7 protein-coding genes, 1 tRNA gene and 2 other RNA genes are annotated in these 12,186 nt (G+C 53.5%); 5 read left to right on the top strand and 5 right to left on the bottom strand.

The features are described from left to right. Window positions 1-109 precede the first annotated feature (109 nt). The 3 genes from QMN38_RS11750 to QMN38_RS11740 all read left to right on the top strand — a co-directional run bounded on the left by QMN38_RS11750 (window position 110) and on the right by QMN38_RS11740 (window position 545). A tRNA-Tyr gene (locus QMN38_RS11750) sits at window positions 110-194 on the top strand. A 44-nt stretch (window positions 195-238) separates the two neighbouring features. Beyond that, window positions 239-370, top strand: a non-coding RNA gene (locus QMN38_RS11745) — RtT sRNA. Between the two features lie 44 nt (window positions 371-414). Continuing rightward, a non-coding RNA gene (locus QMN38_RS11740) (RtT sRNA) lies at window positions 415-545 on the top strand. A gap of 291 nt (window positions 546-836) precedes the next feature. Here the strand turns inward: QMN38_RS11740 and narI are convergent. From narI to QMN38_RS11715, 5 genes are all read right to left on the bottom strand, one after another. Next, a complete protein-coding gene (gene narI / locus QMN38_RS11735; protein WP_045443634.1) occupies window positions 837-1,514 on the bottom strand; it encodes a respiratory nitrate reductase subunit gamma in 678 nt (225 codons plus the stop codon). Next, window positions 1,514-2,224, bottom strand: coding sequence for a nitrate reductase molybdenum cofactor assembly chaperone (gene narJ, locus QMN38_RS11730; protein WP_271440925.1), 711 nt, complete (start codon window positions 2,222-2,224; stop codon window positions 1,514-1,516). Before narJ ends, narI begins: the two co-directional genes overlap by 1 nt. Further along, a complete protein-coding gene (gene narH, locus QMN38_RS11725) occupies window positions 2,221-3,759 on the bottom strand; it encodes a nitrate reductase subunit beta (protein WP_137381696.1) in 1,539 nt (512 codons plus the stop codon). The genes narJ and narH overlap by 4 nt, the downstream gene beginning before the upstream one ends. Further along, window positions 3,756-7,499, bottom strand: coding sequence for a nitrate reductase subunit alpha (locus QMN38_RS11720; protein ID WP_323605112.1), 3,744 nt, complete (start codon window positions 7,497-7,499; stop codon window positions 3,756-3,758). The genes narH and QMN38_RS11720 overlap by 4 nt, the downstream gene beginning before the upstream one ends. 516 nt (window positions 7,500-8,015) lie before the next feature. Further along, the gene (locus tag QMN38_RS11715; protein ID WP_271449260.1) at window positions 8,016-9,407 is read right to left on the bottom strand and encodes a NarK family nitrate/nitrite MFS transporter; all 1,392 of its coding nucleotides are present in this window, start codon (window positions 9,405-9,407) and stop codon (window positions 8,016-8,018) included. Window positions 9,408-9,746: 339 nt separating this feature from the next. Between QMN38_RS11715 and narX the strand changes: the two genes are divergently transcribed. Together narX and narL are read left to right on the top strand one after the other, a co-directional pair. Then, the gene (gene narX / locus QMN38_RS11710) at window positions 9,747-11,543 is read left to right on the top strand and encodes a nitrate/nitrite two-component system sensor histidine kinase NarX (protein WP_323605111.1); all 1,797 of its coding nucleotides are present in this window, start codon (window positions 9,747-9,749) and stop codon (window positions 11,541-11,543) included. Further along, window positions 11,536-12,186, top strand: coding sequence for a two-component system response regulator NarL (gene narL, locus QMN38_RS11705; protein WP_061068018.1), 651 nt, complete (start codon window positions 11,536-11,538; stop codon window positions 12,184-12,186). Before narX ends, narL begins: the two co-directional genes overlap by 8 nt.

Raw genomic sequence — 12,186 nt, 5'->3', positions numbered from 1 at the left:
CCGAGCGGCCAAAGGGAGCAGACTGTAAATCTGCCGTCATCGACTTCGAAGGTTCGAATCCTTCCCCCACCACCATCTTCAAGCACTGCCTACAATTTGAATTACCCCTGGTGGGGTTCCCGAGCGGCCAAAGGGAGCAGACTGTAAATCTGCCGTCATCGACTTCGAAGGTTCGAATCCTTCCCCCACCACCATCACTTCATAAAATACCAACACAAAATCAATCTGCAATACCTCATATTCTTCCGATGTGGGAAGGATGAGAAGCTTCGACTAAGGTTCGATTCGAGCGTTAGCGAGAAAGCGTTGCCGCAGGCAACGACCCGAAGGGCGAAGCGCGCAGCGCTGAGTAATCCTTCCCCCACCACCATCACTTCCTAAAGCACTACATCTCAATCAATACGCAATGCCCTATATTCTGCCCATGCGGGAAGGATGAAAAGCTTCGACTGAGGTTCGATTCGAGCATAGCGAGAAAGCGTTACCGCAGGCAACGACCCGAAGGGCGAAGCGCATAGCGCTGAGTCATCCTTCTCCCCCCCCCTTACTTCATAAAGTACCAACACAAAATCAATCTTCAATGCCCTTTATTTGCCTGATGCGCTGCGCTTATCAGGCCTACAAAGTCGATACATGCCCGCAATTTGCCTGGTGCGCGCGCTCGTCAGGCCTACAAACTCGATACGTGCCCACAATTTGCCTGATGCGCTGTGCTTATCAGGCCTACAAAGTCCACTGACACCTACGTAGGCTGGATAAGGCGGTTACGCCGCCATCCGGCGAACTGGCATAAAAAAACCCCGCCGAAGCGGGGTTTGGTGCGTTACAACGCGAAATTAATGACGGGCGCGCACAATCTGATATTTACGTGTCAGATACTCGACTGGCACGCTCCAGATATGTACCAGACGCGAGAACGGGAACAACAGGAACAGCGTCATACCTAATACCAGGTGCATACGGAAAATGAATGCTACGCCATCCAGATACTGAGACGCCCCACCGTGGAAGGTCACCACTGATTGCGCCCAGTTCACCAGCTTCATCATTTCGCTACCGTCCATATGCTGAGCCGAGAACGGAATGGTCAGCAGACCCAGCGCACACTGGATAACCAGAACAGACAGCACCAGAATGTCGGCACCCGTGGTCGTTGCACGCACGCGCGGACTGAACAGACGACGTTTCAGCAGCAGCACGCCCCCCACCAGGCACATCACACCACTGGCACCACCGGCAAACATCGCCATCTTTTGCTTCACTTCAAGCGGCAACCACGCTTCGTACATCCAGTGCGGCGTCAGCATCCCCAGGAAATGACCCGCGAAGATGCCGAGGATCCCAATGTGAAACAGGTTTGACGCAAGGTTCATCCCTTTGCGATCCAGCATCTGGCTGGAAGCCGCACGCCAGGTATACTGACCGTAGTCGTAGCGTAACCAGCTGCCAATCAGAAAGACAGAACCCGCAATATACGGATAGATGTCAAAGAAGAACGTATTCAGGAAGTGCATTAGTTCTGTCCTCCGGTGGTGATGTTCAGGTACTGCGGCGCAACGGCCCCGGCAAAACGACGTTGATGAGCAGAAATTTCAGACTCACCACATCCCTGGTCGGCAAAGAATTTCACCTGCTCTTCTTCCCAAACAGCATCCAATGCCTGCGGCGTGTCGTCACGAACTTCATCCGCAATTTTTTCGGCCACTTTGTCGCTGTCGATAGCGGTATTCGCCAGCTTTAACAGCAGATCGAACAGCACCGCGTAGCGACTTTCGCGCTGTTGCAGTCGCGCGCTGAGCAGCGCCAGAATCGGGGCGATATCCTGCAAGCCACCTAACGCTTCGCTTTTTGGCAACTGTGCGAGATATTCCAGATACAGCGGCAAGTGATCAGGCAATTCGCGGCTATCGAGTTGTAGTCCGTGCTGCTCATACTGAGCCATCAGGTCAACCATCGCCTGGCCGCGATCGCGGGATTCACCGTGAACATGTTCAAACAGCAATAGTGACGTCGCACGACCACGGTCGAACAGTTCGCTATAGCTTGCCTGCGCATCCAGCATATCCTGCGCAGTTAAATCGCGCAGGAAAACGCCCAGCGTCTGGGCATCCTCTTTGTCCAGGTTTTCAGATGACGCGAGTGCATCGAAAAGTTCCTGCTGATACTGCCACAAGGCAGCATCCGGGTACTCGAGCAGACGCGAAACAATGACGAGTTCAATCATTGGTGCGGCTCCGTTTTACTGGTCACATCGACAGCATCAATGCGGCGACTGTTGAACAGATTGAATTTCGTATCAGAACCGTGGCAACCATCACCGAAGGTGAAACCACAACCGCTTTTCTCCGGGAATGCTTCACGCGCCAGTTCGCGATGGCTGCTCGGGATCACAAAACGATCTTCGTAGTTAGCAATCGCCAGGTAACGATACATCTCTTGTGCCTGGGCTTCAGTCAGACCGACCTCTTCCAGCGCGCGGGTATCGACTTTGCCGTCTACAGTTTCTGCGCGTTTGTAGTGACGCATCGCCAGCATACGTTTCAGCGCCCGCAGTACCGGCTGGGTATCACCCGCAGTCAGCAGGTTCGCCAGATACTGAACCGGGATACGCAGGCTGTCCACGTCCGGCAGAATACCGTTGCTACCCAGTTCACCCGCATCAGCAGCGGACTGAATCGGTGACAATGGTGGTACATACCAGACCATTGGTAACGTGCGGTATTCCGGATGCAGCGGCAGCGCCAGCTTCCAGTCCATCGCCATTTTGTATACCGGCGACTGCTGGGCCGCGTCGATCACGCTCAGCGGAATGCCATCTTTCAGTGCCTGTTCAATCACCGCCGGATCGTTTGGATCGAGGAATACGTCCAACTGACTCTGATACAGATCCTTCTCGTTCTCGGTGCTTGCAGCGCTTTCGATAGCATCGGCGTCATACAGCAACACGCCGAGATAACGAATACGACCGACACAGGTTTCAGAACATACCGTCGGTTGGCCAGCTTCAATACGCGGATAGCAGAAGATGCACTTCTCAGATTTACCGCTCTTCCAGTTGAAGTAGATCTTCTTGTACGGACACCCGGTGATGCACATACGCCAGCCGCGGCACTTGTCCTGATCGATCAGCACGATGCCATCTTCTTCACGCTTGTAGATGGCACCGCTCGGGCAGGTCGCCACGCACGCCGGGTTCAGGCAGTGCTCGCACAGCCGCGGCAGATACATCATGAAGGTGTTTTCAAACTGCCCGTACATCGCCTTCTGCATATTTTCGAAGTTCTGGTCTTTCGCCAGCTTCTCAAACTCACCGCCCAGGTCATCTTCCCAGTTCGGACCTTTGGTGATTTTGTCCATACGCTGACCGGTAATCAGCGAGCGCGGACGGGCGATCGGCTGCGCCTTGCTATCAGCGGGCGCGTTGTGCAGCGTCTGATAGTCAAAATCAAACGGCTCGTAGTAATCATCAATGCCCGGCAGATGCGGGTTAGCAAAGATTTTACCCAGCAGCAGCGCTTTGTTACCCATGCGCGGCACCAGCTTGCCGTTGATTTTACGGATCCAACCGCCCTTCCATTTTTCCTGGTTTTCCCAGTCAGTCGGGAACCCCGTACCTGGCTTCGTTTCAACGTTGTTGAACCAGGCATATTCGGCACCTTCACGGCTGGTCCAGACGTTTTTGCAGGTTACTGAACAGGTGTGGCAACCGATGCACTTATCGAGATTCAGCACCATGCCGACTTGTGAACGAATTTTCATTTTACGCTCTCCTGTACCTGGTCATTGCCTTCACCATCCAACCAGTCAATGTTCTTCATCTTACGTACCACAACGAACTCATCACGGTTCGACCCTACGGTGCCGTAGTAGTTAAAGCCGTAGGCCAGATGTGCATAGCCGCCGATCATGTGGGTCGGTTTCGGCGTAATACGCGTTACCGAGTTATGGATCCCGCCACGCTGCTGGGTAATTTCTGAACCAGGCAGGTTCACAATACGTTCCTGCGCGTGGTACATCATGGTCATCCCGGCCGGCACACGTTGGCTGACAACGGCACGGGCAGTTAAGGCACCGTTGCTGTTGAAAACTTCGATCCAGTCGTTATCTTCGATGCCCAAATCTTTCGCATCGGCTTCACTCATCCACACAATCGGACCGCCGCGACCTAACGTCAGCATCAGCAGGTTGTCACTGTAGGTAGAGTGGATACCCCACTTCTGGTGCGGCGTCAGGAAGTTGAGCGCTTTTTCAGGGTTGCCATTGGACTTCTCGCCCATCACCTCTTTCACCGAACGGGTGTCGATTGGCGGACGATAGACCAGCAAGCTTTCACCGAAGTCACGCATCCACTGGTGATCCTGATACAGCTGCTGGCGACCAGACAACGTGCGCCATGGGATTAGCTCATGAACGTTGGTGTAACCGGCGTTATAAGAAACATGTTCATCTTCCAGACCTGACCAGGTCGGGCTGGAGATGATTTTGCGCGGTTGCGCCTGAATATCGCGGAAGCGAATCTTCTCGTCTTCTTTATTCAGCGCCAGATGCGTATGGTCACGGCCGGTAAATTCACTCAGCGCAGCCCAGGCCTTAACGGCGACCTGGCCATTCGTTTCCGGTGCCAGCGTCAGGATCATCTCAGCGGCATCAATGGCTGTATTAAGACAAGGCTGGCCTTTCGCCGGACCTTCTGCCTTGGTGTAATTGAGCTTACGCAGCAGATCCATTTCGCTCTGAGTATTCCAGGCAATCCCTTTACCACCGTTACCGACTTTGTCCATCAACGGGCCGATAGAGGTGAAGCGCTCGTAAGTTGCCGGGTAATCACGCTCGACGGTCATGATGTGCGGTGCGGTGACGCCAGGGATCAGGTCACATTCGCCTTTTTTCCAGTCTTTCACGTCCAGCGGCTGCGCCAGTTCAGCAGCAGAGTCGTGCTGGATAGGCAGTGTCACCACGTCGGTTTCTTTGCCAAGGTGACCCACACAAACTTCAGAGAATTTCTTGGCGATGGCTTTGTAGATTTCCCAGTCGCTTTTCGATTCCCAGGCCGGGTCAACAGCAGCAGACAGCGGATGAATAAACGGATGCATATCCGAGGTATTCATGTCGTCTTTTTCATACCAGGTGGCCGTTGGCAGCACGATGTCGGAATACAGACAGGTGCTCGACAAACGGAAGTCCAGCGTCACCACCAGATCCAGCTTGCCGTCGAGACCATTATCCTGCCATTCCACTTCTTCTGGTTTCACGCCGCCCTGTTTACCCAGATCCAGTCCCTGAATACCGTGCTCAGTACCCAGCAGATACTTCAGCATGTATTCATGGCCTTTACCGGATGAACCCAGCAGATTAGAGCGCCAGATAAACAGGTTACGTGGATGGTTTTTACCGTTTTCTGGTTGTTCTGCCGCAAAGCGAATAGAACCTTCTTTCAGCGATTTAACGGTGTAATCGACGGGTGTCATCCCCGCTTTTTCCGCCTCACGCGCAATGTACAGCGGGTTAGTCCCCAACTGCGGTGCGGACGGCAACCAGCCCATACGCTCGGCGCGCACGTTGAAGTCGATCAGATGACCGCTATAGCGGGATTTATCCGCCATCGGCGACAGCAATTCTTGCGCTGTTACCGTCTCATAGCGCCACTGGCTGGAGTGGTTATAGAAGTAGGACGTACTGTTCATGTGACGCGCAGGACGCTGCCAGTCAAGTGCAAACGCCAGTGGCTGCCAGCCGGTCTGTGGACGCAGTTTTTCCTGGCCCACATAGTGTGCCCAGCCGCCGCCGCTCTGACCGACACAGCCGCAGAAAATCAGCATGTTGATCAGGCCGCGATAGTTCATATCGAGGTGATACCAGTGGTTCAGACCCGCACCGACGATGATCATCGAACGTCCGTGGGTTTTATCGGCGTTATCAGCAAATTCACGGGCAATACGCACAATTTGAGAACGTGAAACACCGGTGATTTTTTCTGCCCACGCAGGGGTATACGCTTTTACGTCATCGTAGCTGGTCGCGCAGTTTTCATCATTCAGACCACGCTCAAGGCCGTAGTTAGCCATGGTCAGATCGTAAACGGTGGTCACCAGCGCCGTAGAGCCATCGGCCAACTGGAGTCGTTTAACCGGCAGTTTATGCAGCAGAACGTTTTCCAGTTCGACTTTATTGAAATGTTCAGTTCCTTCGCCACCGAAGTACGGGAAACCGACTTCCGCGATATCATCCTGGCTACCCAGCAGGCTAAGTTGCAGTTCCGTTTCGGCACCAGACGTACCGTCGCGCTGCTCCAGGTTCCATTTACCTTTTTCGCCCCAGCGGAAACCGATTGAACCGTTCGGCGCAACCATCTCGCCGTTGCTGTTAATCGCGACAGTTTTCCATTCCGGGTTGTTTTCCTGGCCCAGAGAATCGACCAAATCCGCCGCACGCAGCATACGACCGGTGGCATAGTAACCGTCGCGCTCTTCGAGCATCACCAGCATCGGGAAGTCGGTGTAACGACGCACGTAGTCGGTAAAGTACTGGCTTGGGTTGTCGAGATGGAACTCACGCAGCATAACGTGGCCCATCGCCAGCGCCATTGCGGCATCAGTCCCCTGCTTCGGTGCCAGCCACAGGTCGCAAAGCTTGGCGATTTCTGCGTAGTCCGGCGTAATCGCGACCGTTTTGGTCCCTTTGTAGCGAACTTCTGTGAAGAAGTGCGCATCCGGAGTACGGGTCTGCGGTACGTTAGAACCCCAGGCGATGATGTAGCTGGAGTTGTACCAGTCAGCAGATTCCGGCACATCAGTCTGCTCGCCCCAGGTCTGCGGAGAGGCAGGCGGCAGGTCGCAGTACCAATCGTAGAAGCTCAGGCAGGTACCGCCAATCAGTGACAAGTAACGAGCACCGGACGCATAAGAAACCATCGACATCGCCGGGATCGGTGAGAAACCCGCAACGCGGTCAGGACCATAGGTTTTCACGGTATAGACGTTAGATGCCGCAATCAGTTCGTTGACTTCCTGCCAGGAAGAACGGACAAACCCGCCACGACCACGCGCTTGTTTGAAGCTTTTTGCTTTATCGGCGTCTTCGATGATGGAGGCCCAGGCGTCAACGGGATCGCTGTGCAGTCTTTTCGCTTCACGCCACATCTTCATCAGACGTTTGCGCATCAGCGGATATTTGAGGCGGTTAGCGCTGTAGAGATACCAGGAATAGCTCGCACCACGCGGGCAGCCGCGAGGTTCGTGGTTTGGCAGATCAGGACGAGTACGCGGGTAGTCAGTTTGCTGGGTTTCCCAGGTTACCAGACCATTTTTCACGTAGATTTTCCAACTGCATGAGCCGGTGCAGTTTACGCCGTGGGTTGAACGCACGACTTTGTCATGCTGCCAACGCTGGCGGTATCCATCCTCCCAGTCCCTGTTGGTGTTGAGAAGCTGGCCGTGCCCATCGGCAAAGGTTTCGCCCTTCTGCTTGAAGTAACGAAACCGGTCCAGGAATTTACTCATCGGTTTTCTCCTGTAGGAGCCTGACGGCTCTCTGATAAATCGACATTGCTTGATTGGGAGTGAAGGTAACGCTCTGAAAGGGCGTGATAATTGATAACGATCAAGGCAGACAGGGATGAAAATAGGTGGTTAATTTTCGTATACCCCTTAAGTAGGATATTGATTTTAAATATAATTAATTGATTTATAAGCAGATTCCAAAAACAACTTCTCGTGCAAATGTTAAATTCTTTACAAGTGGGTATTAAGGGGTATCCCCCCTGCTTAGCATATTCTTGGCACCACTCTTACAGGCTGTTGTTATGTCACAATACAAAAGTATGTTGTAACTAATTTAAGACAAAAAAAAGCGCGGTCTAACACCGCGCAATGGATAATCAACCTACACTTCATCATTCAAACTGCTTCTGCGTTGGCTGCGCTCGTTCTCCCCAGTCACTCACTTCGGTAAGCGCCTGGGGATTTCTCACTTGCCTGCCTTGATGCAGCTCGATTGATTTTGTGTATACAACTTTTTTACTTTTTAGAATGACGGCCGTATACCACCCAGGTGATGACCACGCAGGCGACATAGAAGATCAGAAACACTTTCATTGCATCAACCGGCGAGCCCGTTAATGCCAAAGACGTACCAAACGCTTTCGGAATAAAGAAGCCGCCAATCGCGCCAATCGCTGAGATAAAACCCAAAGCCGCTGCTGTGTCAGTCGCTGCCTCACGCATCGCTTTCTCTTCAGAACCGCCTTCCGCTTTCACCCGGTCCATTGTCAGCTTACGGAAGATGACAGAGATCATCTGGAAAGTTGAGCCACTACCCAGACCAGCCGTCAGGAACAGCGCCAGGAATACCGCGAAGAAGGCAATAAAGTTACCACCTACCCCATCGGTTGGCAGGGTCAGGAACAGTAAGGCGCTGAAGACGGCCATCAACACGAAGTTAACCAATGTCACGCGAGTCCCGCCCAGACGGTCGGAAATTGCCCCGCCGGCAGAACGCGCCAGTGCACCAATCAGCGGGCCAAAGAAGGCGTAATGCAGGATCTGCACTTCCGGGAACTGCGTTTTTGACAGCATCGCGAAACCTGCGGAGAAGCCGATAAAAGAGCCGAAGGTTGCCAGATACAGCAGGCTCATAATCCACAGATGCCCGCGTTTCAGCACCGGCAATTGCTCTTTTAACGACGCTTTCGACGTTGCCAGTTCGTTCATGCCAAACCATGCCGCCAGCGTGAAAATCGCAAGGAACGGTACCCAAATCCAGGCGGCATTGGCCAGATACAGCTGCGTGCCGTCCGGCTGTTCAACGCCGTGGCTGCCAAAAGCGGCGAAAATGGACAGTGAGACCACCAGCGGCGCAACCAGTTGCATCACACTGACGCCCATGTTGCCCAAACCACCGTTCAGCCCCAACGCCCCACCCTGCTTCTGCTTTGGAAAGAAGAAGCTGATGTTTGCCATGCTGGACGCAAAGTTTGCACCGGCAAAGCCGCACAGCAGGGAGATAATAATAAAGGTACTGAACGGCGTGGTGGTATCCTGCACAGCAAAGCCTAACCACACGCAGGGGATGATCAGGATACCTGTGCTGAATGCCGTCCAGCGACGACCGCCGAACAGAGGAACCATAAAGGAGTACGGTACGCGCAGCAGTGCGCCGGAAACTGAAGGCAATGCCGTCAGCATAAACAGCTGCTCAGTGGTGAAATCGAATCCCACTTTCGGTAAGTTCACCGCCACTGCGCTAAATAACATCCATACGCAAAACGCCAGCAGCAGACAAGGGACGGAAATCCACAGGTTGCGGCTGGCAATACGATGACCTCTTTGTTGCCAAAAGGCGGGATCTTCCGGCCGCCATTCTGTAATTACAGATCCAGATGCCCTTTCCGGGGCAGATGAGTGACTCATAGACACCTCTGATACTTGTTTCGATGCCTGCAACATTAGGGTTTACAGCCGGGGGTAAGTTGATATAAATCAAAGGAAAAGGTGTCATTATTAACGCCTAAAATTTATCATTACCCTAAATGAGTACATAACTTCGGTAAAAAAGATGTGGTTTTTCACGCTTCTGTCGCACCCTACTCCCCAACGTCCGGGATCTCTCCCCCCGTCGGCAATTAAGGGGTAGCCCGTTTGAGGTATGGGTATACTCCAGTGTATCGCTGAGAATAGCGGCACTGCCTGCAGCAGAATCGTCATTCAATAAGGTTTTCTGCTCACTGAAAACCCGAAGGAAGAAGTCACATGTTTAAACGTTGTCTTTCCCCGCTTACGCTGGTTAACCAGGTGGCGCTGATTGTTTTACTGTCTACCGCGCTTGGCGTGGCGGGTATGGCTGTCTCCGGTTGGCTGGTACAAGGCATTCAGGGTAGCGCTCACGCAATCAATAAAGCCGGCTCGCTACGGATGCAGAGCTACCGTTTGCTGGCTGCCGTACCGCTGGACGCCAGCGATCAACCACTGCTGGATGAAATGGAACAAACAGCGTTTAGCCCTGAACTGACTCGTGCCGCACAGCGCGACGGCCAGCAGGCCCAGTTAAAAGCATTGCAGGATTACTGGCACACCGAACTGGCACCGGGGCTTAAGCATGCACAAACGGGTGATGCGGTCGCCGATGACGTTTCACGCTTTGTGACCGGGCTGGATAAGCTGGTTACCGCCTTTGACCATACCACGGAGTTGCGTATTGAACGCGTCGTTATGCTGCATCGCCTGATGGCGGTGTTTATGGCTCTGCTGCTGGTCTTTACGATTATCTGGCTGCGCGTACGCCTGTTGCAGCCATGGAAACAGCTGTTGGCGATGGCGCGCGCCGTCAGCCAGCGTGATTTTACGCAACGTGCGCATATCAGCGGGCGTAATGAGATGGCGGCACTGGGTTCGGCACTGAACAATATGTCAGAAGAACTGGCCGAAAGTTACGCCGTACTGGAACAGCGGGTACAGGAAAAAACCGCAGGTCTGGAACATAAAAACCAGATCCTCTCTTTCCTGTGGCAAGCCAACCGCCGTCTGCACTCACAGATACCGCTGTGTGAGCGGCTTTCACCAGTACTCAACGGGTTGCAAAATTTAACGCTGCTGCACGATATTGAGTTGCGGGTTTATGACCTGGAAGATGAAGATAATCATCAGGAATTTACCTGCCAGTCGAGTGCCAGTTGCGATGAAAAAGGTTGTCATCTGTGTCCTCGAGGCACACTGCCCGCCATTGAGGGTGGCACTACGCTGAAATGGCGGCTGACCGATGCACATACCCAGTACGGTATTCTGCTCGCCACCTTGCCGTACGGGCGTCATCTCAGTCACGATCAGCAGCAACTGGTCGATACTCTGGTAGAGCAACTCACCGCAACACTGGCGCTGGACAGGCACCAGGAACGTCAGCAGCAGTTGATCGTCATGGAAGAGCGTGCCACCATTGCTCGCGAACTCCATGATTCTATTGCACAATCGCTCTCCTGTATGAAAATGCAGGTCAGCTGTTTGCAGATGCAGGGCGACGCACTCCCTGAGAACAGTCGTGAGCTGCTAAGTCAGATTCGTAACGAGCTGAACGCCTCCTGGGCACAGCTACGTGAATTGCTGACCACCTTCCGTTTGCAGTTGACTGAGCCTGGATTGCGGCCTGCGCTGGAAGCCAGTTGCCAGGAATACAGCGCTCGCTTTGGTTTTACGGTGAAGCTAGATTATCAGCTGCCGCCGCGCCTGGTTCCATCCCATCAGGCGATCCACCTGCTGCAGATTGCCCGTGAGGCCCTGAGTAATGCGCTTAAACACTCCCAGGCCAATGAAGTAATCGTGACGGTGGTGCAAAATGGCAAACAGGTCAAATTGACCGTTCAAGATAACGGCTGCGGCGTACCGGAAAACGCCGAACGCAGTAACCACTACGGCATGATTATAATGCGCGACCGTGCGCAGAGCTTGCGCGGCGATTGCCGTGTACGCCGTCGAGAGACGGGCGGTACTGAAGTTGCTGTCACTTTTATTCCCGAAACAAACTTCACAGAAGTCCAAGGAGATACCCATGAGTAATCTGGAACCGGCAACCATCCTGTTGATCGACGATCATCCGATGCTGCGCACCGGTGTAAAACAGCTTGTCAGCATGGCGTCCGATATCACCGTGGTCGGCGAAGCCAGTAATGGCGAGCAGGGTATCGAGCTGGCTGAATCCCTTGATCCCGATCTGATCCTGTTAGACCTCAACATGCCCGGCATGAACGGTCTGGAAACGCTTGATAAGCTACGAGAGAAATCTCTGTCCGGACGCATCGTCGTTTTCAGTGTTTCCAACCATGAAGAAGACGTAGTGACCGCCCTGAAACGCGGTGCTGACGGCTATCTGTTGAAAGACATGGAGCCAGAAGATCTACTGAAAGCATTGCAACAAGCCGCCGCCGGCGAAATGGTACTGAGTGAAGCCTTAACCCCTGTGCTGGCCGCCAGCCTGCGCGCTAACCGTGCGACCTCCGATCGTGATGTGACTCAGTTGACGCCGCGTGAACGCGATATTCTGAAGCTCATCGCCCAGGGGCTGCCTAACAAGATGATTGCGCGCCGCCTCGACATCACCGAAAGCACGGTAAAAGTGCATGTGAAGCATATGCTGAAGAAAATGAAGCTTAAATCACGCGTTGAAGCCGCGGTATGGGTACACCAGGAACGCATTTTCTGA

Source organism: Citrobacter sp. R-1.5.2 (assembly GCF_035064245.1).
GTDB lineage: Bacteria > Pseudomonadota > Gammaproteobacteria > Enterobacterales > Enterobacteriaceae > Citrobacter.
This window is presented reverse-complemented; position numbering and strand designations above follow the sequence as displayed.

Coding starts and splice junctions, on each gene's coding strand:
- narI (WP_045443634.1), bottom strand. CDS start 1,514: ATGCACTTCCTGAATACGTTCTTCTTTGACATCTATCCGTATATTGCG.
- narL (WP_061068018.1), top strand. CDS start 11,536: ATGAGTAATCTGGAACCGGCAACCATCCTGTTGATCGACGATCATCCG.
- narH (WP_137381696.1), bottom strand. CDS start 3,759: ATGAAAATTCGTTCACAAGTCGGCATGGTGCTGAATCTCGATAAGTGC.
- narJ (WP_271440925.1), bottom strand. CDS start 2,224: ATGATTGAACTCGTCATTGTTTCGCGTCTGCTCGAGTACCCGGATGCT.
- QMN38_RS11715 (WP_271449260.1), bottom strand. CDS start 9,407: ATGAGTCACTCATCTGCCCCGGAAAGGGCATCTGGATCTGTAATTACA.
- narX (WP_323605111.1), top strand. CDS start 9,747: ATGTTTAAACGTTGTCTTTCCCCGCTTACGCTGGTTAACCAGGTGGCG.
- QMN38_RS11720 (WP_323605112.1), bottom strand. CDS start 7,499: ATGAGTAAATTCCTGGACCGGTTTCGTTACTTCAAGCAGAAGGGCGAA.